The following is a 25,497-nucleotide window of genomic DNA, read 5'->3' as shown; positions in this document are numbered from 1 at the left end:
ACGTTAGTTCCCGCCCGGAGCGATGGCCCGCGGGGTGGCCAGGACCTCGTCGACGTCGGTCGCGGCGGCCAGATCGGACAGCACGTCGAGGGTCGGGCGCAGCATGCCGAGCCGGCCGAGGGTCCCCGCCTGCGCGGCGTCGTCGGCGCGGATCCACTCGGTCGCGCGCGCCTCGGTCGTGCCGCCGTCCGGCTCGACGCCGTGGGGCAGGGCCGCCACGAAGAACAGGGTGTCGTACCGGCGCGGGGGCCCGACCGGGGTGGTCCACCGGTCCCACGGTCGCAGCAGGTGCGCGGACAGCACCAGGCCGTGCGCGGCGAGCAGCGAATCCAGGTCGCCCTCCCCCGCGTCGAGTGCGCGCCGCTCGTCGGGGCCCGGCGGGTCGGCCGGTGCGGCGGCTCCCGGCCCGGTCGCCGGCTCGGCGAGCAGCACCCCGGTCTCCTCGAACAGTTCCCGCGCCACCCCGCGGACGGCCGCGGCGGCGCGGTCCGCCTCGATCCCGAACCGACCGGCCCACCACTCCGGCTCGGGCCCGCGCCAGGGGCGGGTGCCGTGGTAGTCCCGCGGTTCGACGCCTCCGCCGGGGAACACCGACATCCCGGCGGCGAACTGCATGGTCGCCACCCGGTGCTGCAGGAAGACCTCCACTCCCCCGCCGACCCGCGCGTCGCGGACCAGGGCGACCGTGGCGGCCTCGCGGACCGGCACGGCCTCCGGCGCGAACGCCGCGGGAGCCTCACGTGCCGTCATGCCCGGGGTGCCCGCCGGTGCCGGCCCGAGCGGCGCGCCCGGCGCGCGAAGTAGCGTCCGTCGATCGCGTCCACGACGATCGACTGGGAGAAGGCCCTGCTGAGATTGTCGGAGGTGATCACCTCGTCGATCAGCCCCATCGCGGTGACCTCGCCCTCCGCCAGGAGCATGGCGTGGGTGAACCCCGGGGGGATCTCCTCCACGTGGTGGGTGACCAGGACCGTGGCGGGGGCGTCCGGATCCATCGCCATGTCCCCGAGGCGGGCGACCAGGTCCTCCCGGCCGCCCAGGTCCAGCCCCGCCCCCGGCTCGTCGAGGAGCAGCAGTTCGGGATCGGTCATCATGGCGCGGGCGATGAGCACGCGCTTGCGCTCCCCCTCGGAGAGGGTGCCCCAGGTTCGCTCGGCCAGGTGCTCCGCCCCGATCGACTCGAGGGTGTCCGCGGCGCGCTCGAAATCCTCCGGGTCGTACTTCTCCCGCCAACGGCCGAGCACGGCGTATCCGGCCGAGATGACCAGGTCCTGCACCACCTCGTCGCCGGGGATGCGGCCGGCCACCGCGACCGACGACAGGCCGACACGGCTGCGCAGTTCGGTCACCTCCGTCCGGCCCAGCTGCTCCCCGAGGATGACGGCCGTCCCCGTGCTCGGGTACTCCAGGGCCGAGGCGATCCGCAGCAACGAGGTCTTGCCCGCGCCGTTGGGGCCGAGCACCACCCACCTCTCGTCCAGTTCCACCTGCCAGGACAGGGGCCCCACGAGGGACGTGCCGTCCCGCCGGAGCGAGACGTCGCGGAGGTCGAGGACGAGGTCGGGGTCGATGTCGATCAGGGTGCTCACGACGCCCATCTAACCGGTAATCGGGAGGACGGGTGGCGAAGAACACGGCCGTGCAGGTGAACGCCGACTCGGGCACCCCTGAAGGATCGGCCCGACTTCGCTAGCGTCGTGGAGGTGACGCCGCCCACCGCGGCGCCCACCCGCCGAGAGGAGCACCGACGTGAACGACCGTCTGGCCATCGATGAGGTCCGCCCCCTCGTCTCCTGCGGGAGGTTCCCGTCCAAGTCCGTGGTCGGGGAGATCCTGCCCGTCTCCGCGATCGTCTGGCGCGAGGGCCACGACGCCCTGTCCGCCAGCCTGGTCGTCCGCCGACCCGGCGGCGCGTCCTCCCGCACCACGATGGTGCCCGGCACCGAGCCGGACACCGTCCACGCGCTGCTGCCCACGGATGTGTCGGGGATGTGGTCGTTCCGGGTGGAGGCGTGGTCCGACCCGTTCGCCACGTGGCGCAGCGGCATCGTCAAGAAGATGGCCGCGGGTCTGGACTCGGGCGAGCTGGGCAACGAGTTCGAGGTGGGCGCCCGCGTGCTCGACACCGCGATCGCCCGGGCGACGGTCGCCGGCGCAGCCGACCGGGTCGACCTGCTGACCGGGGCCGCCGCCGCGCTGCGTGGTCCGGGCGACGCGGCCACCCGGACCGCCCCGGCGCTGACGGACGAGACCGCGGCCGCGCTGGCCGCCGATCCCGTCCGCGAACTCGTGACCGTGGGTCAGACCCACCGCGTGTGGGTGGACCGTCGCGAGGCGCAGTTCAGCTCCTGGTACGAGTTCTTCCCCCGCTCCACCGGCGGGTGGGACGACGAGGGCCGTCCCGTCCACGGGACGTTCACCACCTCGCGCTCCTACGTCGACCACGCGGCCGACCTCGGGTTCGACGTCGTGTACCTGCCGCCGATCCACCCCATCGGAGAGATCAACCGCAAGGGTCGCAACAACACCCTGACCCCCGGGCCCGATGACGTCGGGTCCCCGTGGGCAATCGGCTCCGCCGAGGGCGGACACGACGCGGTCCACCCCGACCTCGGCACCGTCGACGACTTCCGGGACCTGGTGACCTACGCCGGGGAGCGCGGCGTCGAGGTCGCGCTGGACCTGGCCCTGCAGTGCGCGCCCGACCACCCGTGGGCCGCCGAACACCCCGAGTGGTTCACCGTGCTGCCCGACGGGCACATCGCCTACGCCGAGAACCCGCCCAAGAAGTACCAGGACATCTACCCGGTCAACTTCGACACCGACCCCGAGGGCATCTACGCCGAGGTGCTGCGTGTCGTCCGGCTGTGGACGTCCCTCGGGGTACGGATCTTCCGGGTGGACAACCCGCACACCAAGCCGGCCGACTTCTGGAACCGCCTCATCAGCGAGGTGAAGCGGACCGAGCCGGACGTGCTGTTCCTGGCGGAGGCCTTCACCCGGCCGGCCCGGCTGTTCGGACTGGCCAAGCGCGGGTTCTCGCAGTCCTACACCTACTTCACGTGGAAGACCACGAAGGCCGAGTTGGTGGAGTTCTGCGAGCAGCTGCTGGCCCACGTCGACGAGGCCCGCCCCAACATGTTCACCAACACCCCGGACATCCTCCACGAGTCGCTCCAACGTGGCGGCCCGGCGATGTTCGCGATCCGGGCGGTGCTCGCCGCGACGCTCTCGCCCGCGTGGGGCGTGTACTCCGGCTACGAGCTCTACGAATGGCAGCCCGTCGCCGACGGCAGCGAGGAGTACCTCGACTCGGAGAAGTACGAGCTGCGGCCCCGTGACTTCGCCGCCGCGGAGGCCGCCGGGCAGTCGCTCGCCCCGTGGCTGCGCACCCTCAACCGGGTCCGCCGCGAGCACCCCGCCCTGCAGCAGCTGCGCACCCTGACGTTCCACGACGTGGACAACGACCAGATCATCGCCTACTCCAAGGTCGACCCGGCCACCGGAGACTGTGTTCTCACGGTGGTCTCCCTGGACTCCCTCGGCGTTCAGGAGGGCACCCTCCACCTCGACATGGCGGCCCTGGGGTACGACGCCGACGCCCGGTTCAGCGTCCGCGACGAGGTGACGGGCTCCGAGTTCCACTGGGGGTCGAGCAACTACGTCCGGCTCGAGCCGTGGACCGCCGTCGCGCACATCATCGCGATCCCGCCCTGCGACGAAGCACGTAGGGTCGAACTGTCCTACCGCACGCACACCGTGGATTGAGGCGAACGGCCATGGCAAAGCACAAGAAGAAGGACCGCTCCACCGACCGGCTCCAGCCGGAGCAGACCTCGTCGTCGTCGCCCTCGTCGTCGTCGCCGCCGTCTTCATCACCGCCGTCACCGCCGTCACCGACACCGCCCGCGCCGGCCACGGCGCCCGTCGCGTCCCCCGGGCCCGTCACTCCCACGGAACCGACGCCGATCCCGCACGACGTCCTCGGCCGGCTCCGGTCCGGCACCCACCACGACCCGCACTCCGTCTACGGCGCGCACCGCGACGGCGACGGCTCGGTCGTCCGCACCGTCCAGCCGGGGGCGGTGGAGGTGGAGATCGTGTTCGACGACCGCACCGTCCCCATGACCCCGGTCGGCGACGGACTGTTCCACGCGGCGGTGCCCGAGACGGAGGTGCCCGACTACCGTTTCCGGGTCCGCTACCCCGACGGCCACACGCGCACCGTCGCGGACGGCTACCGCTTCCTCCCGACGCTGGGCGAGGTCGACCTGCACCTCATCGGCGAAGGGCGCCACGAACGACTGTGGGATGTCCTCGGCGCCCACGTGCGCACCTACGAGACCGCGGGCGGACCGGTCACCGGCACGTCATTCGCCGTGTGGGCGCCCAACGCCCGCGGGATGAGCGTCGTCGGCGACTTCTGCGGATGGAATCCCACCGCGCTGCCCATGCGCTCGATCGGGTCCTCCGGGGTGTGGGAGTTGTTCGTCCCCGACGTCGCCGACGGCGCCGTCTACAAGTACTGCGTCCGCGGGGCCGACGGCCGGACCATCGACCACGCCGACCCCATGGCGGTGGCCACCGAGGTGCCGCCCTCGACCGGGTCGAAGGTGTTCACCTCCGGCTACGAGTGGAACGACGACGAGTGGATCGCCGCCCGCGCGACCCGCGACCACTCGCACTCCCCGATGACCGTCCTCGAGGTCCACGTCGGCTCCTGGCGGCCCGGCCTCGACTACCGCGAGTTCGCGCACGAACTCGCCGACCACATCATCGAGACCGGGTTCACCCACGTGGAGTTGATGCCGGTCGCCGAGCACCCCTTCGGCGGCTCGTGGGGCTACCAGGTCTCGTCGTACTTCGCCCCGACCAGCCGGTTCGGCACCCCGGACGACCTGCGCTACGTCATCGATCACCTCCACTCCCGCGGTATCGGAGTCCTGGTGGACTGGGTACCCGCCCACTTCCCCAAGGACGAGTGGTCGCTCGGCCGGTTCGACGGCACCCCGCTCTACGAACACGCCGACCCCCGACGCGGTGAACAGCCCGATTGGGGCACCTACGTCTTCGACTTCGGCCGCCACGAGGTGCGCAACTTCCTCGTCGCCAACGCCCTGTACTGGGCCGAGGAGTTCCACATCGACGGACTGCGGGTGGACGCCGTGGCCTCGATGCTCTACCTCGACTACTCCCGCGAGGCCGGCGAGTGGACCCCCAACATCCACGGTGGACGGGAGAACCTCGAGGCCATCTCGTTCCTCCAGGAGGTCAACGCCACCCTGGCCCGGGAGCACCCCGGTTTCCTCACCGTGGCCGAGGAATCCACGTCCTGGGGCGGCGTCACGTCGCCCACCTACACGGGCGGCCTCGGGTTCTCCATGAAGTGGAACATGGGCTGGATGAACGACACCCTGCGCTACGTGGGGCTCGACCCGATCTACCGCGGTTTCCACCACGGCGAGATCACCTTCTCGATGATGTACGCCTGGAGCGAGCGCTTCGTCCTCCCCCTGAGCCACGACGAGGTGGTCCACGGCAAGGGATCGATGTGGGAGCGCATGCCCGGCACCTCGTGGGACCGTGCGGCCGGCATCCGCAGCCTGTACGCCTACATGTGGGCGCACCCCGGCAAGAAGCTGCTCTTCCAGGGCCTCGAGTTCGGGCAGACCACCGAGTGGGACGCCGACAAGGGTGTCGCCTGGGAGAATCTCGAGGGCTGGGAGGGCGAGTACCACCGAGGCATCCTCGCCTGCGTGCGTGACCTCAACGCCCGCTACGCCGAGAATCCCGGCCTGTGGTCGCTCGACGACGACCCCTCCGGGTTCTCGTGGATCGACGCCAACGACGCCGCCCACAACACGCTGTCCTTCCTGCGGACGGACCACGCCGGCAACACCGTCGCGTGCGTGGTCAACTTCTCCGGCGCCGCGCTCGGCGACTACCGCATCGGGCTCCCCGAGGACGGGTACTGGGAGGAGATCCTCAACACCGACGCCTCGGCCTACGAGGGCTCGGGCGCGGGCAACCTCGGCGGTGTCCACGCCGAGCCGGCACCCCACCACGGACGGCCCTATTCCGCGGCGATCACGGTCGGCCCCCGCGCCACCGTGTGGTTCCGACACGCGGCACCGACGACGACTGCGGAGCCGGCGGGGACGGCGGGAGGCTGACCGGCGACGTCGCAATCGACAACGGGCGCCCCGTGCGGGGCGCCCGTTGTCCGTATCGGAAGCGGAGCGTCAATAGAGAGCGCTCGCGAGGTTCCGGCGCGCGGCCAGCACCCGCTCATCGTCCACCGGCAGGGCCTCGAGGAGCTCGAGCAGGCGCGCACGCAACGTGGCCCGCTCGTCACCACCGTGGACACGGATCGCGTCCACCAGTGTCGAGAACGCGGCCTCGTACTCTCCGCCCACCAGGGCAGTGTCTGCAGCCCGCAACGCGTCGGGGACGGAACCCTCTCCCGAGTCGGTCGCTTCCGTCGACCGGCGCGCGGCCTGCACGTAGCGCAGCGCCTCCACCAGGGAGTGCTCGCCCGGGCGGGCCTCCACGAGCGCGGTGAACCGTTCCTCCGCGGCCGCCAGGTCGCCCTCGGCGAGCGCGTCCTCGGCGGCATCCCGCTCGGGGTCGGTGGGCTCCTCCGGCTCCACGTCGTCGGTGTCCGGTGCGGGCCCACCCAACTTGCCCTCGGTCGCCCGGAGCACGGCCGCGAGCCACTGACGTAGGGCCTCCTCCGGCTGCTCACCCTCGAAGTCGGCGAGCGGGCGGCCCGCCGCCACGGCGTACACGGTCGGCACCGCCCGGGCCTGCAGCGCCTGCGCGATGCCCGGGGAGACGTCGACGTCGACGGTCGCATGGACCCACTGACCGCCGGCCTCCATCGCCAGTGCGTCCAGCAGGCTGGTCAACGCGGTCGGCGCCCGCTGGGACACCAGCTCGAGGATCACCGGAACCTGAGCGGAGCGGGCCAGCACCTCCTGCTCGAAGGAGGCCTCGTCCACCTCCACCACCACTTCCGGACCGGAGCCCGGCGGCGGGCCGCCCTGACCCGGGGCGCGACCGGTGTCGGTCGCGCCCCGGCGGGTCTCGGCCCGCTTCTTCAGACCGGACAGGTCGACGGCGCCTGCGAGCGACGCCGCGAGCTTCTGTTCGGCGGCGGACGGGGGTCGGTTACCTGGTCTCGTCACGGCACCGATCCTGCCACGACGGGCGCGCGGGGGTGTCAGCCGGCCGCGGGCACCCGGATGATCAGGGCGTCACCCTGGCCGCCGCCGCCGCACAGGGCAGCCGCTCCGAGCCCGCCGCCGCGGCGTGCGAGCTCGAGGGCCAGGGTCAGCACCACGCGGTTGCCGGACACCCCGATCGGGTGACCGATCGAGATGGCGCCGCCGTTCACGTTCACCTTGTCGGGGCTCAGGTCGAGCATGCGGGTCGAGTGCAGTCCGACGGAGGCGAAGGCCTCGTTGAACTCGAACAGGTCGATGTCGGAGACGTCGACTCCCGCCCGCTCGCACGCGTTCAGCACCGCGTCGGCGGGCTGGTGCTGCAGGGTCGAGTCCGGGCCGGCCACGGTGCCGTAGCCGACGATCTCGGCCAGCACCGGCCAGCCCTCGGCCTCGGCACGGGCCGCGGACGTGATGATGGTCGCCGAGGCGCCGTCCGAGATCTGCGACGACGAACCGGCGGTGATGGTCCCGTCCTTGGAGAACGCGGGACGGAGCTTGCCCATCGACTCGGGGGTCGAGTCGGCGCGCACGCCCTCGTCGGTGTCCACGACGGTGTCGCCCTTGCGGCCCTTTACCGTTACCGGCACGATCTCGTCGGCGAACCGCCCCTCCTTCGCCGCCGCGGCCGCGCGCTGGTGGGAGGTCGCCGCGAACTCGTCCTGGTGCTCACGGGTGATCTCCAGCTCGACGTTGCGCGCCTCGGTGAGCGCACCCATCGGCTGGTCGGTCGGAACGTCGTGCAGGCCGTCGTACGCCATGTGATCGAGCACCTCGATCGAGCCGTACTTGTACCCGGCGCGACTCTTGGGAAGCAGGTGCGGGGCCTGGGACATCGACTCCTGACCGCCGGCCACGACGACCTCGGAGTAGCCGGATCGGATCGCCTGGTCCGCCAGGGCGATCGCCGTCAGGCCGGACAGACACATCTTGTTGATGCTCAGGGCGTCGACACGCTTGGGCAGACCGGCGGCGAGCGAGGCCTGCCGCGCGGGCATCTGGCCGTTTCCGGCCGAGAGCACCTGCCCCATGATGACCTGGTCGACGGCCTCCGGGGACACACCGCCCCGCTCGAGGGCCGCACTGATCGCGATGCCGCCCAGCTCCGGGGCGGACAGCGAGGACAGTCCGCCCTGGAGGCGGCCGAAGGGGGTGCGGGCGCCGGAGACGATGACGGTACGGGTGGGGTCGGCGGTCATGGGACACCTTCCGATGGAGGGGATGAGACTGTGGGGCCAAACTACCGCGAGTGGGGACCGACTAGCGTGGGAGGTATGACGACTACCCCAGCAGGCCAGCCCCTCCTCCCCTCCGAGCTCGTCGTGGCGATCGACCACGTCGGGGTCGCCGTGCCCGATTTCGACGCCGCCGTGGCCTGGTATCGCGACAACCTGGGAATGGAGAATCTCCACGAGGAGGTGAACGAGGAGCAGGGCGTGCGCGAGGCGATGCTCGGCTCCCCCCGTCGTCCCGAGGGCAGCGCCCTGTTGCAGATCCTCGCGCCCCTGGACGAGTCCTCCACGATCGCCAAGTTCATCGACCGCAACGGCCCCGGCATCCAGCAGATGGCCGTCCGCGTGACCGACATCGACGCGATCACCGCCCATCTCACGGGCCGGGGCGTCAGGGTCCTCTACCCGGCACCCAAGAGGGGCACCGCGGACTCGCGGATCAACTTCGTCCATCCCAAGGACGCGGGCGGCGTGCTCCTCGAGCTCGTCGAGCCCGCCGACGCACAGCACTAGTCGCCCCTCACGCGCCCGCCGCTAGGGTGGTGACATGTCGAGCATGCACACGTCACCCACCACGGCGGAGTCCTTCGCGGTGGTGCGCAAGGGATTTGACCGTGAGCAGGTGATGGGAGCACTCACCCGTCTCGAGACGGAGACGGGGGTACTGCGCGCTGACAGGGACGCCGCGGTCGAGCGTGCCGAGAGAGCAGCGGCGGAGGCCGACCGGCAGCGGGCACGCGTGGCCGACCTCGAGGCCAGGGTCGCCGAACTCGGTCGGGCTCCCGTCACCAGCGGTCAGATGTCGGACAGGGTGTCGACGATGCTCTCGCTGGCCACCGCCGAAGCCGAGTCCATCCGCGACTCCGCTCACGCCACCGCCGACCGGATCCGCGCGGAGGCGGAGGAGGACGCGTGGCGGCTGCGGGAAGCCGCGGGGTCCGAATTGGCCGACGTCCGCGGGAGTGCCGAGGCCATCCGAGCAGAGCACACGGCCGTACTCGATGCGGCGCGTGCGCGCGCCCGGGAGATCATCCTCGCCGCGGAGCGCGACGCCCGCCGGCTGGACGACGAGGCGGCGCGTCGGCGGCAGGAGATCGATGAGGACCACCGGCTGGCCTCTGATCTGCGTCGCAGCGAGACCCTACGCGAGGTCACTCGGCAACATGACGCCTCGATGGCGGCCGCCGCGACCACGCGTCGCGAGGCCGAGGAGGAGGCCCGACGGATCGTCGACGACGCCCATCGCCGGGCGGACCAGCTGGTCTCCCGGGCGCGACGACATGTCGACGATCTGCGCGTGCTCCGCGAGCGTGTGCTCGACGATCTCGGCGCGATCCGGGCGAAGCTCGAACCTGTCCCCGGGACAGGCGACGACGTGGAGTTCGACCTGCCGGAGGAACCGGACCTCAACTCCAGCGACGGGTGAGGCCTCTCCGGCCCCGGCCGGACCAGCACCCGGTGTGCCAGTGGCGACGTTCCGCGTCCCCTCCGGGCCGGTCCGGCCACGCCACCACATGCGCGGTACCGGAGGTCACCAGGTGATCGCACCCCGGGCACCGGTAGTCCTTGCCCGCCCTGGCGCCGGGGATCCGTCGGACGTGGTAGGAGTCGGGGTCACCCGCGGGTCCTGGTTCGAGCGCCGAGCCCCCGAGTCCGTGCCGCTGCGGTAGCGGTCGGTCGGACCCGCCACGTCGGTGTCGTCTGGGCATCGCGAACGACTCGTTCAGAACAGCCGGAGGTCGGTGGACTCGATCCCTCGCAGGGAGTCGTAGTCCAGGGTCACGCATCGGATGCCACGATCCTCGGCGAGGGTGCGAGCCTGGGGCTTGATGATCTGGGCCGCGAAGATCCCGCTGACCGGCGCGAGCAACGGGTCGCGGTTGAGCAGCTCCAGATAGCGGGTCAGTTGCTCCACCCCGTCGATCTCGCCGCGACGTTTGATCTCCACCGCCACTGTCGTGCCCTCCCCGTCACGGCCGAGGATGTCGACCGGGCCGATAGCCGTCATGTACTCCCGGCGGACCAGGCTGTACCCCTGACCGAGCGTCTCGATGTGCTCGGCGAGCAACTCCTGCAGGTGGGCCTCGACACCGTCCTTCACCAATCCCGGGTCCACGCCGAGTTCATGTCGGGAGTCGTGGTGCACCTCGGCGACGGTGATCCGTAGCTGCTCCCCCGCCTTGTTCTCCACCACCCACAGCTGCTGCTCCGGGTTCTCCGGGTGATCTCCCTCCACGAGGGAACAGGGTGGGGTCATCCAGTTGAGCGGCTTGTAGGCACGGTCGTCGGCGTGGACGCTCACCGACCCGTCGGCCTTGACGAGCAACAACCGCGGGGCCATCGGAAGATGAGCCGTGAGGCGACCGACGTAGTCGACCTGGCACGTGGCTACGACGAGACGCAACGGTTCCTCCTGGGTACGGGCACCGCCCCCGGCACGCGGCGCGGATGGTGTCAGCGGTGGGGACGCCGGGGGCGGATCTGCTCGGTGGAGCAGGCCTCGACCCACGCGAGCATCCCGGTCAGTTTTGCGGGGGCCACGCAGAGTTCACCTTCGACCGGACGGGCGCGGCGGTCGTGTCCGGAGAACGGAACGATCACCTCGCCCTCCTCTGCCACGTCGAGCTCCGGACCGGTGGGCTGTCGACGCGCGCCGAGCACCAGGGTGCGCCGGTCCAGCCGGACGTCGGCGCCGAACTTCAGACTCACCAATCGGTAGAACGCGACCTCGGTCTCGGAGTACCGGACGGCGCCGTATCCCCACGCATTCTCCCCGGCCCTGCGAACGAGGACCGACGTGGAATTACGACGCACGACGACCAGTCGATACACGACGGCCGCGACCACCGGGACGAGCACGAGCAGGATGACGACACCGAGAATGATCTCGATGGGAGCCGTCACTCTGCTCATCCCCTTCCGGCGGTCGCGGCCGTGTGTGACGGGCGGACCGTGCGTACTAGGCGCCGGCCTTCTCGATGGCGAGGAGTCGGCCCCGGGCGGTGGCCGCGGCGGAGGCGTCATCGCCGGCCTCGGACAGCTGCCGCTCCGCGGCGGCGCGATCGATCGCGTCCGACCACTCTGCGGCCTCGCCGAGAATGCTCACCTTGTTGGCGGTCACCGACAGGAAGCCGCCCTGGACGGCAGCGACCTTGCGCCCCTCGTCCGTGTACACCGTGACGGTACCGGCGGCATCCAGCTCACCGAGCAGAGGCTCGTGACCGGCCTGGATACCGATCTCACCCTCGCTGGTCTTGGCGACCACCATGGATGCGGTCCCGGACCAGAACCTGCGCTCGACGGTGACGAACTCGACTTCGATCTCAGCCATGGACGACCGTCACTTCCCGGAGAGCTTCTTGGCGTTGGCCTCGACATCGTCGAGACCGCCGATGCCGTTGAACGCCTGCTCCGGAAGGTGGTCCAGCTCGCCCTTGCAGAGCTTGTCGAACGCCTCGATGGTGTCCGACAGCGGGACGACCGAACCGACCTGACCGGTGAACTTCTCGGCGACCAGGAAGTTCTGGCCGAGGAAGCGCTCGAGGCGACGGGCACGCTGAACCGTGACCTTGTCCTCCTCGGACAGCTCGTCCATACCGAGGATGGCGATGATGTCCTGGAGTTCCTTGTACTTCTGGAGGATCTGGATGACCTCCTGGGCGACGCGGTAGTGCTCCTCGCCCACGATGCCCGGCTCGAGGATCCGAGAGGTCGAGGTGAGCGGGTCGACGGCCGGGTAGATGCCCTTCGACGCGATGGAGCGGGAGAGCTCCGTGGTGGCGTCGAGGTGGGCGAACGTCGTGGCCGGCGCCGGGTCGGTGTAGTCGTCGGCGGGGACGTAGATCGCCTGCAGCGACGTGATCGAGCGACCACGCGTCGAGGTGATTCGCTCCTGCAGCTGACCCATCTCGTCCGCGAGGGTCGGCTGGTAACCGACGGCGGACGGCATGCGGCCGAGCAGCGTCGAGACCTCGGAACCGGCCTGCGTGAAGCGGAAGATGTTGTCGATGAACAGGAGGACGTCCTGGCCCTGCACGTCGCGGAAGTACTCGGCCATGGTGAGGGCCGAGAGGGCGACGCGCATACGCGTCCCCGGCGGCTCGTCCATCTGACCGAACACCAGGGCGGTGTCCTGGAGGACGCCCATCTCCTCCATCTCGAGGAAGAGGTCGGTGCCCTCACGGGTGCGCTCACCGACGCCGGCGAACACCGACGTACCGGAGAACTCACGCGCGATACGGGTGATCATCTCCTGGATGAGCACCGTCTTGCCGACACCGGCACCACCGAACAGACCGATCTTGCCGCCCTTGACGTACGGGGTCAGCAGGTCGATCACCTTGACGCCGGTCTCGAGGATCTCGGTCTTGCCCTCGAGCTGGTCGAAGGCCGGCGGCTCGCGGTGAATACCCCACTGCTCGCCGTCCCGGCCGGTGCCGGGCGCGTCGAGGCAGTCGCCCAGGGCGTTGAAGACGTGGCCCTTGACGACGTCGCCGACCGGAACCGAGATCGGCTGACCGGAGTCGACCACCTCGGCACCGCGGACGAGTCCGTCGGTGGACTGCATCGAGATGCAGCGCACCATGTTGTCGCCCAGGTGCTGGGCGACCTCGAACGTCACGGTCTTGGCGACCGCCGCGAGGGTGATCTCGGCGGTGAGGGCGTTGAAGAGGGCCGGGAGGGCGCCGCGCGGGAACTCCACGTCGACGACCGCACCCAGGACGCGGGCGACCCGACCGGTGAGACCGGCCGTGCCCGTCGTGCTCTGATCGGTAACAGCTGTGGTCATTGCTTAGTCACTTCCTGCGCTAGCGGCGAGCGCACCAGCGCCACCGACAATCTCGCTGATTTCCTGGGTGATCTGTGCCTGGCGTGCCTGGTTCGCCTCGCGGCTCAGGCCCTCCACCAGCTCGGTGGCGTTGTCGGTCGCCGACTTCATGGCGGTCCGTCGTGCCGCCGACTCCGACGCCGCCGCCTCGAGGAGCGAGGCGAAGGCACGGGTCGACATGTACCTCGGGAGGATGTTGTCCAGGAGGGTGTCCGCATCCGGCTCGAAGGAGACCTCCGGCTTGAATTCGGACTCCGACCTGGGGCTGTCGTCCATCATGCCGTCGCCCAGGTCCAGCTCCTCGATCTCGACCTCGGTCTCGATCGGGGCCAGTCGACGCGCCCGCGGGGTCTGCGTGAGCATCGACTTGAACTGGGTGTAGACGATGTGGACCTCGTCGACGCCCTTGCGGGTGGTGTCCGTGCCGTCCCCCTCGAGGAACTCGGAGGCGTCGAACGTCGACTCGCCGCCGGCCTTGAAAGCCGCCGACAGGAGCTGGAACGCCGGACGCGCTTCCTGGTAGTCCGGCTTCTGCGAATGCCCGTGCCAGGCACCGGCGAGCTCGACCTCGCGGAACGTGTAGTACACGATCCCCTTGTTGCCCATCACGTAGATGTCGACCTCACGCCCCTCGCTCTCGAGGTAGGCGATGAGCTCGGCGGCCTCCTTGAGCACGTTGTGGTTGTAACCACCACACATGCCCCGGTCGGAGGTCACCACCAGCACGGCCGACCGCTTCGGGTTCTCCGGCTCGTTGAGCATCGGGTGCTTGAGCGACGAGGCACTCGCGAGATCGGTGAGGATCGCGGTGATCTGGTCCGCGAAGGGCTTGGCCTCCGCGACCCGGGCCTGGGCCTTGGAGATCTGCGAGGTCGCGATCAGCTCCTGGGCCTTGGTGATCTTCTTGGTCGAGTTGACCGACTTGATCCGGTCGCGTAGTTCACGCATGTTGGCCATGGGCGTGGATCACTCTCCTCTCGACCTTGAATCGGATGGCTGTCATCGCAGGCCTCAGGCCTTCTTCTTCTTGGTGACCGTGAGCTTCTCACGATCGATCTCGTCCTCGGACAGCGCCTCGGCCTCGGGCTCGTTGACCACACGGGAACCGTCGGTGGCGACGAAGCCCTCCTTGAACTCGTTGGTCTTGGCCTCGAGGGTCGACTTGGACTCGTCGGAGAGCGCGGCTCCCCCCTCGATCTGGCTGTAGACGTCGGAGGCGGAGTGCCGCAGGGTCTCGAGCAGCTCGCCCTCGAAGCGACGGACGTCCTCGACCGGGACGGAGTCGTAGAAACCCTCACCGGCGAGGTAGATCGAGACGATCTGGTCCTCCACGGCGACCGGCGAGTTCTGGTCCTGCTTGAGGATCTCGACCAGACGCTGGCCACGCTCGAGCTGCGCCTTCGAGGCGGCGTCGAGGTCGGACGCGAACGTCGCGAACGACTCGAGGTCGCGGTACGCGGCCAGATCCAGACGCAGCGAGCCCGAGACCTTCTTCATGCCCTTGGTCTGCGCGGCACCGCCGACTCGGGAGACGGAGATACCGACGTTGACAGCCGGACGCACACCGCGGTTGAACAGGTCGGACTCGAGGAAGACCTGACCGTCGGTGATCGAGATGACGTTGGTCGGGATGAACGCCGAGACGTCATTGGCCTTGGTCTCGATGATCGGGAGACCCGTCAGCGACCCACCGCCCATCTCGTCCGAGAGCTTGGCGCACCGCTCGAGCAGGCGGGAGTGCAGGTAGAAGACGTCGCCGGGGTACGCCTCGCGACCCGGGGGGCGACGGAGCAGCAGCGAGATCGCGCGGTAGGCGTCGGCCTGCTTGGACAGGTCGTCGAACACGACCAGGACGTGCGCACCGTCGTACATCCAGTGCTGCCCGATGGCCGAACCGGTGAACGGCGCGAGCCACTTGAAGCCGGCCGAGTCAGAGGCGGGGGCGGCGACGATGGTGGTGTACTCCATCGCGCCGTTCTCCTCGAGCGTCGCCTTGACACCCGCGATGGTGGAGCCCTTCTGGCCGATCGCGACGTAGATGCACCGGAGCTGCTTGGTCTTGTCGCCCGACTCCCAGTTGGCCTTCTGGTTGAGGATCGCGTCGATGCAGACCGCGGTCTTGCCCGTCTTGCGGTCACCGATGATGAGCTGACGCTGGCCGCGACCGATCGGCGTCATGGCGTCGATGGCCTTGATGCCGGTCTGCATGGGCTCCTCGACCGGCTGGCGCTCCAGAACGGACGGCGCCTGCAGCTCGAGGGCGCGGGTGCCTTCCGACTCGATGTCGCCGAGGCCGTCGATGGGCTGCCCGAGCGGGTTGACGACGCGACCGAGGAAGCCGTCGCCGACCGGAACGGAGAGGACCTCCCCGGTGCGACGCACCTCCTGGCCCTGGGCGATCTCGTCGAAGTTGCCGAGCACGACCGCACCGATCTCGCGGTCCTCGAGGTTCAGTGCGACGCCGAGGATGCCGCCCGGGAACTCCAGCAGCTCGTTGGCCATCGCGGACGGGAGTCCGCTGATGTGGGCGATACCGTCGCCCGTGTCGGTGACGATTCCGACCTCCTCGCGCGACGCCTCGTTGGAGACCGTCGAGGTGTAATTCGCAATCGCACTGCGGATCTCGTCGGAGGAGATAGTCAGCTCCGCCATGTCATTCCTGCTCTCACTAAGTGTGGTCTGGATGTGTCTTGTCAGGTGAGCATCGACCGAGTGCGACCGTTGCTCGTCGGGTGTCGAGGCCTAGGGAAGCGCCCGTCGTACGGCCGAGAGCCGCCCGGCGACGGAACCGTCGATGATCTCGTCACCGACGCGGATCACCATGCCGCCGAGGACCGCCTGGTCGACCTGGACGTGGACCGCCATCTCCCGTCCGTAGATCTCGGCGAGCTTGCCCTCGAGCGCGGCCCGCTGCTCGGTGGTGAGTTCCGTGGCACTGGTGACCACGGCCACCGACTGTCCCTGGAGTTCGGCCGCCTGCCTGGACAGCGCGTCCAGATCGTCGGCGGGCATGGCGTCCGGCCGGGCGATCGCCTGCCCGGCGAGCGCCTCGGTGACCGCGGTCACCTTGCCGTAGAGGACCTGACCGAGGAGTGCGCGCTTGGACTCCGTGGTGGTCGTGCGGTCGGACAGAGCCTGCTCGAACTCCGCGTCGCCCGCGACGATGCGGCCCAATCTGAACAGTTCGTCCTCGACCGTCCCGAGCTGACCCTGCTCCCGGGCCGAGAGCAGGAGCGCTTCCCGGCCGAGGGTGACGAGGCCCTCACGGAGATCCCGCGGGGTGGACCAGGACAGTGCGACCGCAGCAAGCACGACCGCGAGGGTCGACTCGTCGATCTTCCAGCCGAACACCGAACGGGCGAGGTCCTCGCGGGCCTCGACCGGCGCGGACGAGTCCGCGACGGCGACCCGCAGGGAGCGGTCACCCTCCAGGACGTCGACGACCCGGAAGAGCTCGGCACCGACCTTGGCGCCCGTGGCGCCCCCGGCCGGGTTCGCGGAGAGCGTGGACTGCAGGACCGACCGGGACTGCTCGAGGGCGTCGCGGCTTGCTGCGTGCATAGTCTGCTTCTTCCTTACTTCTGGCCCGCCCCGGCGACCTTGTCCAGGTCGGCGAGGAAACGGTCGATGGTGCCCGAACGGCGGACCGGATCGGACAGCTGCTCACCCATGAGCCGCTCGGCGAGCTCGACCGACTGGCGTCCGAGGTCACCACGGAGCTCCGTGACGATCTGCTGACGCTGCGCGGCGAGCTGCTGCTGCCCGGCGGCGACGATGCGGTCGCTCTCGGCCTGGGCCTCCGCCTTCATGTCGGCGAGGATCTGCTGCCCCTGCGCACGCGCGTCGTCGCGGATCTTCGCGGCTTCGCCACGCGCCTCGGCGAGCTGGGCGTTGTACTTGTTCAGGGCCGCCTTCGCCTCGGCCTGTGCGGCCTCCGCCTTCTCGATGCCGCCCTCGATGCGCTGGGTGCGCTCGTCCAGGACCCGCTTGAACATCGGGAGGACGAACTTCCAGAACACGAACAGGACGACAGCGAACGGGATCAGCGACCAGACGATGTCGTACAGCGCCGGCGAGAGGACGTTGGGCGTCTCCTCCAGCGGGAGCCCCTCGGTCTCGCTCGCGGCGAGAATGTGGATCGGATTCATGTCGTTGACCTTCGCCAGCCGGCGATCAGAAAATGAAGCCGGTGACGATACCGATGAGCGCCAGGGCCTCGGTGAAGGCGATGCCCAGGAACATCGTGGTGCGCAGCTGGCCGGCCATCTCGGGCTGGCGGGCCATGCCCTCGATCGCCTTGCCGACGACGATGCCGATGCCGATGCCGGGGCCGATCGCGGCGAGGCCGTAGCCGATGGCGCCGTAACCGCGGGCGGTCGTCTCGGTTGCCTGGGCGAGAGTGACGATATCCATGTGGGTTTCCGTTCCCTTTCAGATGGCCGGTGCGGGATGTCCGCACTCGGTCGTCGGTGTGGTCTGGGTGTCCCGGCGCTCGCGGCGCCGGAAGTCTTTTAGTGACTGTCGGCGTGCAACGACAGGTCGATGTACACCGCGGTGAGCAGCGCGAAGATGTACGCCTGCAGGAAGATCACCAGCAGCTCGAAGAACGTGAACGCCACCGACACGATGATGGTCACGAGGCTGACCGCGGTCCACCCGTTGAACTGCCAGAAGAAGAAGTTCGTGGCGGAGAACAGCAGCACGATCATGATGTGCCCGGCCAGCATGTTGGCCATCAGACGGATGGTCAGCGTGGCCGGCCGCAGGATGAAGGTCGACACGAACTCGATCGGCACGACCAGCAGGTGCAGCGCCGGGGGAAGGTTCGGCACGACGACCGACTTGCCCACGAAGGAGAAGAAGCCGTACTTCTTGGCTCCCGCATAGATGAAGACCACATACGCGACCGCGGCCATGACCAGCGGCATGCCGATCCGCGCGTTGGGCGAGATGTTGAAGCCCGGGATCACGGCGGGCAGGTTCATGAACAGCGTGAGGAAGAAGATCGTCGCGATGACCGGGAGGAACCGGTCACCGTCCTTCTTCCCGATGATCTCGTCCGAGATGTTGTTCTTGACGAAGTCCAGCGCGATCTCGCCGACGTTCTGCAGTCCGCGCGGCACGACGGCCGACCGGCGCATCGCCAGGTAGAACAGCACCGCGACGACGGCCGCCGCGATCAGCCGGATGATCATCAGCCGGTCCAGAGCGAACGGAGTCCCCTCGAAGAGCACGGCCGGCGGGAAGAAGTCATTTAGTGACGGCGGATGGAACTCGCCCTTGAATGCCAGCAGTGACGTGCTCAGCGCTCTCTCCCCTGTTCGGGCCGCCTGCAGAGACGGTGGTCATGTCCAGTGTTTCGTTCCGACCTGCGGAACCCGGGAGGGCCCGGGGATTCTCGCGGCGTGTACCGCCGCACCCTTTTCCGGTTTCCCTCCGCAGAGCATCGTAGCAAAGGCCATCCCCTGCGGACCCCTGGGGGCACCTCACGCCGTTATCAGCTCCACATCTCCCCGAAACCAGTCCGTGACCAATCGGGAGTGTCGGAAAATCCCAGCTCAGGGCTCCACGTACGGGGCGCGCGTGCGCAGAATGGCCACCGTCTCCGACGCGAGGACCACGACCATGGCCACGACGATGGTCGTGGCGAACGCGGGCTTGGAGTAGAAGTCGAGCGGCTTGAGAGCCGCGACGACCCCGATCGCCACGATGAGCTTGAGGAGCCACGTTCCCAACAGGACGGCTCCGGTCACCTGGGGTGAGGTTCGGGCCGTGGCGATCACCACCACCGCGGTGAGGAGGACGAACACGCCACCGATCGCGGCCCCGAGCAGGGCGCCCCACAGGCCGGAGCGACCATCCACCGCCCACCACAGCCCTGCGCTGATCACCATGAGCACGGCGAGCGCGGCGGCGCCGAGGGTCACCGCCCTGCGTAGTCCGATGGTGTGGGCGCTCTCGACCTGGTGTCCGGGGGCGTCGTGTCCGGGGGTGTCGTCCATACCCCGCAGCCTAGTCGCCCGGGGATCGGGACCCGTCGGCCGTCCGGTGCTTCCCGCGCGAACTGCGGAGGCGAGGGACGAGGGTGGCCGCCAGGACGGAGAGGAGACCGGCCGCGATCGCGGGGACGATCACCTCGGTGGGCAGCATCGTCGCCCCGACGGCCCCGAACGCGATGAGGGAGACCCACGCGTAGATGACCAGCGCGACCCTCCGGTGGGAGTGCCCCAGCGCGAGCAGCCGGTGGTGCAGGTGCATCTTGTCGGGTGCGAAGGGGCTACGGCCGGCCCCGACCCGCCGCACCACCGCCATGACCAGGTCGAGCATCGGCACGAACATCGCGGCCGCGACCACGATCACCGGCGAGAGCAGGACGATCATGTCCTGGGGCCCGTACAGGCTCTGCGAGATCTTCCCGGAGGCGCTCGTCGAGGCCGCGGCGAGGACCAGTCCGATCAGCATGGACCCGGAGTCGCCCATGAAGATCCGGGCGGGTTGGAAATTGTGGGGCAGGAACCCGATGAGCGCCCCGGCCAGGACCGCGGTGACCAGTGCCGGCGGGTAGGCCCCGACGGTCCCGCCCTGGTCCAGCATGATGCCCACGGAGAACACGCAGATCGCCGTGGCCGCGATGGCCCCGAGTCCGGCGGCGAGCCCGTCGAGTCCGTCCACGAAGTTCATCGCGTTGACGATCGTCAGTGTGAACACGACCGTGAGCAGTCCGGCCTGGAGCTGGTCGAGGACGAGGATGTTGCCGTCCCCGAAGGGGATGTACAGCAGCGTCCACGACACGCCCATCGCGACCAGGACCCCGGCCGCGGCGGCCTGGCCCGCGAGTTTGGTGACGGCCCCGAGCCCGAGGATGTCGTCCACGATCCCCACCAGCACGATCACCCCGCCGGCGACGATGGTGGCCTCCACGTCGGGGGCGAAGGGCGGGAAGGCCCGGTTCAGGGCCGGCAGCTGCGCGGCGAGGTAGACGGCGATGAGCATCCCGGTGAAGATGCCCACCCCGCCGAGCCGGGGGGTGGGGACCTGGTGCACGTCCCGCTCCCGCGGGTAGGCGAGCCCGCCGATCGCGGGTGCCACTCCCCTGACCAGACCGGTGACGACGAAGGTGACCAGTCCGGCGGTGACCGCGATGAGCAGCAGCTCCCGGAACGGGACCCCGGCACCCATGGTTCAGCCGCGCAGGACCGCGGGGTCGACGCCGAGGACCTCTCCCACGCGCTCGGCGGTCACCGCGCCCTCGCGGACGATGCGCGGACCGGGCCCGGTGAGGTCGACGATCGTCGAGGGCTGGCCGATCGCACACGGGCCGCCGTCGAGGTACACGGCCACCGAGTCGCCGAGCTGCTCCCGGGCCTGGGCCACGGTGGTGGCCGGCGGTTGACCGGAGACGTTGGCACTGGACACCGCGAGCGGGCCGACCTCGCGCAGGAGTTCGATGGCGACGGGGTGCAGCGGCATCCGGAGCATGACCGTGCCGCGGGTCTGGCCGAGGTCCCAGCCCAGGGACGGTGCCTGGTGCACGATGAGACTCAAGCCCCCCGGCCAGAAGGCGCGGATGAGGTCGCGGGCGGCGGCCGGGGTGCTCACGACGAGGCCGTCGATGGTCTCCCACGAGCCGACCAGGACCGGCACCGGCATGTCCGGGCCACGGCGCTTGGCGGACAGCAGCGAGACCACCGCGTCCGGGTCGAAGGCATCGGCGGCGATGCCGTAGAGCGTGTCGGTGGGGGTCACGACCAGCCGGCCCGAGCGCAGGGCGCCGGCAGCGGAACTGAGACCGACCTCGCGGCCGGTGTCCTCGGTGCAGTCGTAGGTGATGGTCACCGGGTGGTCCCCTTCCGGACTGTCGTGTCGACCTTGTCGTCGTCGTCGTTGTCGTCGTCGTCGTCGTGGTCGTCGTCGTGTGTGTCGTCGTGGCCCGCGTCGAGTCGCGTCGCGGTGACGAATCGCGGTCGGCCGGCGAGGTCGGTGTGCTGCTCCACGGTACCGAAGCCCCCCTGCGCGGCCACGACCGCGGCGACCGCGGCGCCGGTGGTGTCGTCGTGCTCGACGGCGAGGTGCCCTCCCGGGACGAGGAGGGCGGCGGCCACGCCGACGAGGGGGGTGACGACGACGAGGCCGTCCCGTCCCCCGAACAGCGCCGTCGCCGGCTCGTGCGCGAGGACGTCGGCGGGGAGATCATCGGTGACCGGGACGTACGGGGGGTTGGACACCACGGCGGCGGCGCTGCCCCGCAGGTGCGAGAGGACGTCCGCGTCGGTGGCGTCGGCGTGGTGGACCTCGATCGGGGTGTCCCCGGCGGCGGCGCGCTCGGCGGCGTTGCGGCGCAGCCACTCCAGCGCGGCCTCGTACAGTTCGACGGCGTGGACGCGGGCGTCGGGCCGGGCGTGGGCGATCTCCAACGCGAGGGTGCCGCTGCCGGCGCAGAGGTCCACCACGACCGGGCCGGGGCCGGGGCCCGGTGCGGGCAGGGCCGCGAGCGTCGACTCGACCAGCAACTCGGTCTCCGGTCGCGGGATGAACACCCCCGGCCCGACGGCCAACTCGAGCCGTCCGGAGACCGCGCGGCCGAGCAGGTACTGCAGGGGGGTCCGGTCGCGGGCGCGGGCGGCGACGATACGCTCGACCTCGCTCACCGCGGCGGCGTCGAGGTCGTCGGCGAGCATGAGCCGGGTGCGGTCGATGCCGAGCACGTGCGCACAGATGAGCTGGGCCTCGACGTGCGCGGAGTCGACGCCCGCCGCACCGAGCGCCTGCGCGGCCGAGCGCACGACCCCGGTCACCCCGGCCGGGCGCGGGTTCACGGACTAGGCCTCTTCCATTCGTCGCCGCCGCTCCTCGGTGGCGAGGGCGTCGAGCACCGCGTCGAGGTCCCCGTCGAGCACCGCGTCGAGGTTGTGCGCCTTGAAACCCACCCGGTGGTCGGCGATGCGGTTCTCCGGGAAGTTGTAGGTGCGGATGCGCTCCGACCGGTCGACGGTGCGGACCTGGGTGGCCCGGCCCTCAGACGCCTCGGCGTTGGCGGCCTCCTCGGCGGCGGCCTGGAGTCGCGCCGCGAGCACCTGTAGCGCGCGTTGCTTGTTCTGCAGTTGACTGCGTTCGTTCTGACACGTGACGACCGTGCCGGTGGGCAGGTGGGTGATCCGCACCGCGGAGTCGGTGGTGTTGACGCCCTGCCCGCCCTTGCCGGATGAGCGGTAGACGTCGATGCGCAGGTCGGACTCGTCGATCTCGACCGGACCCACGTCCTCGGGCTCCGGGTAGACGAACACGCCCGCGGCCGAGGTGTGGACCCGGCCCTGGGACTCGGTGACCGGCACCCGCTGGACCCGGTGCACCCCGCCCTCGAACTTGAGGCGGGACCACACCCCGTCGCGAGACGGTTGGCGAGCCCGGATGGAGAAGGTCGCGTCCTTGTACCCGCCGAGGTCGGACTCCGTGAGGCCGAGGACCTCGATCACCCATCCGTGTTTCTCGGCGTACCGCGTGTACATGCGGGCGAGGTCGGCGGCGAACAGTGCGGACTCCTCGCCGCCCTCCCCCGACTTGATCTCCATGACCACGTCGTCCGCATCGTGTGGGTCGCGGGGCGCCAGCAGGTCGGCCAAGCGGGTCTCGAGCTCGGCCGCCTCAGCCTCCAGCTCCTCGGCCTCCCCGGCGAACGAGGAGTCGTCGTCGGCCAGCTCCCGCGCCGCCGCGGCGTCCTCGCGCGTGGACACCAACGCCCGGTGACACTGCACGATCGGGGTGAGCTCGGCGAAGCGTTTGCCCACCCGGCGGGCGGCGGTGGCGTCCTCGTGCAGAGCGGGGTCGGACAACTGCGTCTCGAGGCCCCCGTACTCGGCCAGGACGTCGTCGATCGAGGACGGCGACCGTCCCTCGTTCCCGCTCACTCCTCGTCCTGCGGCAGGGTGGGCGTCGTCTTGGCCACCTGCAGCAGGAATTCGTAGTTGTTGTTGGTCTTGCGCAACTGCGACATGAGCAGGTCGATGGCCTGGTGGGAGTCCAGCCCCGAGAGCACGCGGCGCAACTTGTGCATGATCCCGGCTTCCTCGGGGGTCATGAGCAGCTCTTCCTTGCGCGTCCCCGAGGGTCCCACGTCGACCGCGGGGAACACCCGCCGCTCGGCGATGCGACGGTCCAGTTTGAGCTCGGCGTTGCCGGTGCCCTTGAACTCCTCGAAGATCACCGTGTCGCCGGCCGAGCCGGTCTCCACCATCGCGGTGGAGATGATCGTCAACGATCCACCGTTCTCGATGTTGCGCGCCGCGCCGAGGAACCGCTTGGGCGGGTACAGGGCCGTGGAGTCGACGCCGCCGGACAGGATGCGACCCGAGGCGGGCGAGGAGTTGTTGTAGGCGCGGCCGAGTCGCGTGATGGAGTCGAGGAGGACGACGACGTCCTGCCCCATCTCCACCAGACGCTTGGCCCGCTCGATCGCGAGCTCCGCGACCTGCGTGTGGTCCGACGGCGGACGGTCGAAAGTCGAGGCGATGACCTCGCCCTTCACCGAACGCTGCATGTCGGTGACCTCCTCCGGCCGCTCGTCGACGAGGACGACCATGAGGTGGCACTCCGGGTTGTTGACCGCGATCGAGTTGGCGATGTTCTGCAGGATCGTGGTCTTACCGGCCTTGGGCGGGGAGACGATCAGCGCGCGCTGCCCCTTGCCGATCGGCATGATCAGGTCGATCACGCGGGTCGAGATGATGTTCTTCTCGGTCTCGAGGCGCAGTCGCTGGTTGGGGTACAGCGGGGTGAGCTTCGCGAAGTCCGGGCGGTTGCGAACCTGGTCCACCGGGCCACCGTTGACGGTGTCGATGCGAACCAGCGGGTTGAACTTCTGACGGTTCTTGCCGCCACCCTGGCCCCCGCCGCCGCCCTGGCCGCCGCCCTGGCCGTCGTTCTGGCCGTCGCGGGGCATCTTCACCGCGCCGGTGATCGCGTCACCGCGACGCAGTCCGTGACGACGGATCATGTTCATGGAGACGTACACGTCGTTGGGTCCCGCGAGGTAGCCGGACGTGCGGACGAACGCGTAGTTGTCCAGCACGTCGAGGATGCCCGCGACCGGCTGGAGGACGTCGTCCTCCCGCACCTCGGTCTCACCCTCGACCGGGCGGCCGCCACCGCGATTGCGCTCGCGACGGCGGCGGCTGCGACGGCCGCGGCCCCCTCCGTCGTCATCACGGTTCTGCCCGTCACCGCGGGGGCCGTTGTCGCCGCCCTGGTCGGACTGGTCGTTGCGGCCGCCCTGCTGATCGCGATTGCCGCCCTGGTTGCCCTGGTCGCTGCGGCCGCCCTGCTGGCCCCGGTTGCCGCCCTGCTGGCCCCGGTTGCCGCCCTGGTCGTTACCGCCGCCCTGCTGGCCCCGGTTGCCGCCCTGGTTGCCCTGGTCGTTACCGCCGCCCTGCTGGTCACGACCGCGTCCGCCCTGCTGGTCCCGGTTCTGCTGGTTACGCCCCTGGCGCTGCCCGCCACCGCGGTTGCCGTCCTCGCGGCGGGGCCGGTCGCCCTGGCCACCGGAGTCGGATTCGTCCGACCCGCCCCGGGGGTTCTCCGCACCGCCCCCGGCCCTGTCGCCACGATCCCGTCGGCCGGACTCGGTCTGCGGGGCGGGCGCCCCGCTCCGTGCAGACGCCTCGTCTCGTGCAGACGCCTCATCGCGGTCCGGCGTCTTCTCCGGAGCCGACTCGGCCTTCGCCGCGGGCTCGTCGGCCACCGCGGGTTCGGTTTTCGGGGCGGGCGCGGCCTTCGGGGCGGGCCTGCCACCCCGGGCGCCCTCGATCATCGCGACGAGGTCGCCCTTGCGCTTACCCGACAGGCCTTTGAGGCCCATCTGCTGGGCCAGCGACTTGAGGTCGTTCAGGCGCATCGCCGACAGCGAGGCACCCTGTGCTGGCGTGGAAGTGGTGTCCGTCGAGGTCACGGGGATCCTTTCTGGGCCCGGGGCCGGGGCGGTGTACGCCGCCTCGCATCGAGCAGGTGTCCGGGAAGCGGACTCGGCGTCCCGGGGTGGCCGCTGGGGCCTTCCGTGGCGGCAACGTGGCCGGACACGGATCTTTCGTCTGAGGGGGATCCTCGTGAGGGGAGAACCGCTCGATAGTGGGGATCCCTGTACGCCACTCGCCGATCGGCCTGTCCCACCGGGTCCGATCCACACCACACCGACCTAGTGCGGAGGGTGCTGCGAGGATTGACT

The 25,497-nt window shown here is 70.1% G+C and carries 25 protein-coding genes; 4 read left to right on the top strand and 21 right to left on the bottom strand.

All coding sequences use genetic code 11. From position 1 onward, the window contains the following. Window positions 1–3: 3 nt before the first annotated feature. Both AC3DEV_RS08320 and AC3DEV_RS08315 read right to left on the bottom strand, forming a co-directional pair. Window positions 4–750: an NUDIX hydrolase gene (locus AC3DEV_RS08320; protein ID WP_488371791.1), complete on the bottom strand. Its 747-nt coding sequence runs from the start codon at window positions 748–750 to the stop codon at window positions 4–6. Then, complete coding sequence (locus tag AC3DEV_RS08315; RefSeq protein ID WP_067718305.1) at window positions 747–1,598, bottom strand: ABC transporter ATP-binding protein; 852 nt, start codon at window positions 1,596–1,598, stop codon at window positions 747–749. The genes AC3DEV_RS08320 and AC3DEV_RS08315 overlap by 4 nt, the downstream gene beginning before the upstream one ends. A 151-nt stretch (window positions 1,599–1,749) precedes the next feature. Here AC3DEV_RS08315 and AC3DEV_RS08310 point away from each other — a divergent pair, with 151 nt between their 5' ends. Both AC3DEV_RS08310 and glgB read left to right on the top strand, forming a co-directional pair. Then, complete coding sequence (locus tag AC3DEV_RS08310) at window positions 1,750–3,768, top strand: maltotransferase domain-containing protein (RefSeq protein ID WP_488371790.1); 2,019 nt, start codon at window positions 1,750–1,752, stop codon at window positions 3,766–3,768. 11 nt (window positions 3,769–3,779) lie between these two features. Then, on the top strand, window positions 3,780–6,173 hold the full coding sequence (gene glgB, locus AC3DEV_RS08305; RefSeq protein WP_488371789.1) for a 1,4-alpha-glucan branching protein GlgB: 2,394 nt from the start codon (window positions 3,780–3,782) through the stop codon (window positions 6,171–6,173). Between the two features lie 69 nt (window positions 6,174–6,242). On the opposite strand, the gene AC3DEV_RS08300 is transcribed toward glgB, so the two are convergent. Together AC3DEV_RS08300 and AC3DEV_RS08295 are read right to left on the bottom strand one after the other, a co-directional pair. After that, window positions 6,243–7,187: a tetratricopeptide repeat protein gene (locus AC3DEV_RS08300; protein ID WP_488371788.1), complete on the bottom strand. Its 945-nt coding sequence runs from the start codon at window positions 7,185–7,187 to the stop codon at window positions 6,243–6,245. Between the two features lie 35 nt (window positions 7,188–7,222). Next, window positions 7,223–8,422 (bottom strand): acetyl-CoA C-acetyltransferase, encoded by a 1,200-nt coding sequence (locus AC3DEV_RS08295; RefSeq protein ID WP_132060973.1) that lies wholly within the window; start codon window positions 8,420–8,422, stop codon window positions 7,223–7,225. 75 nt (window positions 8,423–8,497) lie between these two features. Between AC3DEV_RS08295 and mce the strand changes: the two genes are divergently transcribed. Both mce and AC3DEV_RS08285 read left to right on the top strand, forming a co-directional pair. Further along, on the top strand, window positions 8,498–8,968 hold the full coding sequence (gene mce / locus AC3DEV_RS08290) for a methylmalonyl-CoA epimerase (protein WP_488371787.1): 471 nt from the start codon (window positions 8,498–8,500) through the stop codon (window positions 8,966–8,968). A 34-nt stretch (window positions 8,969–9,002) separates the two neighbouring features. Further along, the gene (locus AC3DEV_RS08285; protein WP_146776311.1) at window positions 9,003–9,881 is read left to right on the top strand and encodes a V-type ATP synthase subunit E family protein; all 879 of its coding nucleotides are present in this window, start codon (window positions 9,003–9,005) and stop codon (window positions 9,879–9,881) included. Here AC3DEV_RS08285 and AC3DEV_RS08280 read toward each other — a convergent pair. From AC3DEV_RS08280 to rho, 17 genes are all read right to left on the bottom strand, one after another. Further along, window positions 9,862–10,164: an ATP/GTP-binding protein gene (locus AC3DEV_RS08280; RefSeq protein ID WP_241504698.1), complete on the bottom strand. Its 303-nt coding sequence runs from the start codon at window positions 10,162–10,164 to the stop codon at window positions 9,862–9,864. The two genes, AC3DEV_RS08285 and AC3DEV_RS08280, sit on opposite strands and share 20 nt — an antisense overlap. A gap of 14 nt (window positions 10,165–10,178) precedes the next feature. Then, on the bottom strand, window positions 10,179–10,859 hold the full coding sequence (gene nucS / locus AC3DEV_RS08275; protein WP_119193176.1) for an endonuclease NucS: 681 nt from the start codon (window positions 10,857–10,859) through the stop codon (window positions 10,179–10,181). 50 nt (window positions 10,860–10,909) lie between these two features. After that, the gene (locus tag AC3DEV_RS08270; protein WP_488371786.1) at window positions 10,910–11,368 is read right to left on the bottom strand and encodes a DUF2550 family protein; all 459 of its coding nucleotides are present in this window, start codon (window positions 11,366–11,368) and stop codon (window positions 10,910–10,912) included. Between the two features lie 46 nt (window positions 11,369–11,414). Then, entirely contained in the window at window positions 11,415–11,786 is a 372-nt protein-coding gene (locus tag AC3DEV_RS08265) for a F0F1 ATP synthase subunit epsilon (protein ID WP_488371785.1), read from the bottom strand. A 9-nt stretch (window positions 11,787–11,795) separates the two neighbouring features. After that, window positions 11,796–13,244 carry a F0F1 ATP synthase subunit beta gene (gene atpD / locus AC3DEV_RS08260; RefSeq protein ID WP_067718325.1) on the bottom strand — a complete coding sequence of 483 codons (1,449 nt, stop codon included), beginning with the start codon at window positions 13,242–13,244 and terminating at the stop codon, window positions 11,796–11,798. Window positions 13,245–13,247: 3 nt separating this feature from the next. Next, complete coding sequence (locus AC3DEV_RS08255) at window positions 13,248–14,240, bottom strand: F0F1 ATP synthase subunit gamma (RefSeq protein ID WP_096905258.1); 993 nt, start codon at window positions 14,238–14,240, stop codon at window positions 13,248–13,250. A gap of 54 nt (window positions 14,241–14,294) precedes the next feature. Then, window positions 14,295–15,935, bottom strand: a complete 1,641-nt coding sequence (atpA, locus tag AC3DEV_RS08250; protein WP_067718330.1) for a F0F1 ATP synthase subunit alpha — start codon at window positions 15,933–15,935, stop codon at window positions 14,295–14,297. Between the two features lie 90 nt (window positions 15,936–16,025). Further along, a complete protein-coding gene (locus AC3DEV_RS08245; RefSeq protein ID WP_067718333.1) occupies window positions 16,026–16,844 on the bottom strand; it encodes a F0F1 ATP synthase subunit delta in 819 nt (272 codons plus the stop codon). A gap of 14 nt (window positions 16,845–16,858) precedes the next feature. After that, on the bottom strand, window positions 16,859–17,431 hold the full coding sequence (locus tag AC3DEV_RS08240) for a F0F1 ATP synthase subunit B (protein ID WP_096905256.1): 573 nt from the start codon (window positions 17,429–17,431) through the stop codon (window positions 16,859–16,861). 25 nt (window positions 17,432–17,456) lie between these two features. Further along, the gene (locus AC3DEV_RS08235) at window positions 17,457–17,696 is read right to left on the bottom strand and encodes an ATP synthase F0 subunit C (RefSeq protein WP_067718337.1); all 240 of its coding nucleotides are present in this window, start codon (window positions 17,694–17,696) and stop codon (window positions 17,457–17,459) included. 98 nt (window positions 17,697–17,794) lie between these two features. Then, window positions 17,795–18,574: a F0F1 ATP synthase subunit A gene (gene atpB / locus AC3DEV_RS08230; protein WP_067718340.1), complete on the bottom strand. Its 780-nt coding sequence runs from the start codon at window positions 18,572–18,574 to the stop codon at window positions 17,795–17,797. A gap of 267 nt (window positions 18,575–18,841) precedes the next feature. Continuing rightward, entirely contained in the window at window positions 18,842–19,285 is a 444-nt protein-coding gene (locus tag AC3DEV_RS08225) for a Cg1360 family ATP-synthase-associated protein (protein WP_067718342.1), read from the bottom strand. Between the two features lie 10 nt (window positions 19,286–19,295). Then, on the bottom strand, window positions 19,296–20,462 hold the full coding sequence (locus tag AC3DEV_RS08220; protein ID WP_119193181.1) for a glycosyltransferase family 4 protein: 1,167 nt from the start codon (window positions 20,460–20,462) through the stop codon (window positions 19,296–19,298). Between the two features lie 3 nt (window positions 20,463–20,465). Continuing rightward, a complete protein-coding gene (locus AC3DEV_RS08215) occupies window positions 20,466–21,119 on the bottom strand; it encodes an L-threonylcarbamoyladenylate synthase (RefSeq protein WP_067718348.1) in 654 nt (217 codons plus the stop codon). After that, a complete protein-coding gene (prmC, locus tag AC3DEV_RS08210; RefSeq protein ID WP_488371784.1) occupies window positions 21,116–22,099 on the bottom strand; it encodes a peptide chain release factor N(5)-glutamine methyltransferase in 984 nt (327 codons plus the stop codon). The genes AC3DEV_RS08215 and prmC overlap by 4 nt, the downstream gene beginning before the upstream one ends. Before the next feature lie 3 nt (window positions 22,100–22,102). Beyond that, window positions 22,103–23,188 carry a peptide chain release factor 1 gene (gene prfA, locus AC3DEV_RS08205; RefSeq protein ID WP_488371783.1) on the bottom strand — a complete coding sequence of 362 codons (1,086 nt, stop codon included), beginning with the start codon at window positions 23,186–23,188 and terminating at the stop codon, window positions 22,103–22,105. Further along, window positions 23,185–25,224 (bottom strand): transcription termination factor Rho, encoded by a 2,040-nt coding sequence (rho, locus tag AC3DEV_RS08200; RefSeq protein ID WP_488371782.1) that lies wholly within the window; start codon window positions 25,222–25,224, stop codon window positions 23,185–23,187. The genes prfA and rho overlap by 4 nt, the downstream gene beginning before the upstream one ends. Window positions 25,225–25,497 lie beyond the last annotated feature (273 nt).

The organism is Dietzia sp. IBK-p2-15D (assembly GCF_057773105.1).
The sequence above is the reverse complement of the archived record's forward strand: the minus strand, read 5'-3'. Positions and strand labels throughout refer to the sequence as shown.

Coding starts and splice junctions, on each gene's coding strand:
- AC3DEV_RS08315 (WP_067718305.1), bottom strand. CDS start 1,598: ATGGGCGTCGTGAGCACCCTGATCGACATCGACCCCGACCTCGTCCTC.
- AC3DEV_RS08295 (WP_132060973.1), bottom strand. CDS start 8,422: ATGACCGCCGACCCCACCCGTACCGTCATCGTCTCCGGCGCCCGCACC.
- AC3DEV_RS08225 (WP_067718342.1), bottom strand. CDS start 19,285: ATGGACGACACCCCCGGACACGACGCCCCCGGACACCAGGTCGAGAGC.
- mce (WP_488371787.1), top strand. CDS start 8,498: ATGACGACTACCCCAGCAGGCCAGCCCCTCCTCCCCTCCGAGCTCGTC.
- AC3DEV_RS08270 (WP_488371786.1), bottom strand. CDS start 11,368: ATGAGCAGAGTGACGGCTCCCATCGAGATCATTCTCGGTGTCGTCATC.
- AC3DEV_RS08235 (WP_067718337.1), bottom strand. CDS start 17,696: ATGGATATCGTCACTCTCGCCCAGGCAACCGAGACGACCGCCCGCGGT.
- AC3DEV_RS08220 (WP_119193181.1), bottom strand. CDS start 20,462: ATGGGTGCCGGGGTCCCGTTCCGGGAGCTGCTGCTCATCGCGGTCACC.
- glgB (WP_488371789.1), top strand. CDS start 3,780: ATGGCAAAGCACAAGAAGAAGGACCGCTCCACCGACCGGCTCCAGCCG.
- AC3DEV_RS08285 (WP_146776311.1), top strand. CDS start 9,003: ATGTCGAGCATGCACACGTCACCCACCACGGCGGAGTCCTTCGCGGTG.
- atpA (WP_067718330.1), bottom strand. CDS start 15,935: ATGGCGGAGCTGACTATCTCCTCCGACGAGATCCGCAGTGCGATTGCG.
- AC3DEV_RS08320 (WP_488371791.1), bottom strand. CDS start 750: ATGACGGCACGTGAGGCTCCCGCGGCGTTCGCGCCGGAGGCCGTGCCG.
- atpD (WP_067718325.1), bottom strand. CDS start 13,244: ATGACCACAGCTGTTACCGATCAGAGCACGACGGGCACGGCCGGTCTC.
- AC3DEV_RS08255 (WP_096905258.1), bottom strand. CDS start 14,240: ATGGCCAACATGCGTGAACTACGCGACCGGATCAAGTCGGTCAACTCG.
- AC3DEV_RS08245 (WP_067718333.1), bottom strand. CDS start 16,844: ATGCACGCAGCAAGCCGCGACGCCCTCGAGCAGTCCCGGTCGGTCCTG.
- AC3DEV_RS08280 (WP_241504698.1), bottom strand. CDS start 10,164: ATGCCCAGACGACACCGACGTGGCGGGTCCGACCGACCGCTACCGCAG.
- AC3DEV_RS08240 (WP_096905256.1), bottom strand. CDS start 17,431: ATGAATCCGATCCACATTCTCGCCGCGAGCGAGACCGAGGGGCTCCCG.
- AC3DEV_RS08265 (WP_488371785.1), bottom strand. CDS start 11,786: ATGGCTGAGATCGAAGTCGAGTTCGTCACCGTCGAGCGCAGGTTCTGG.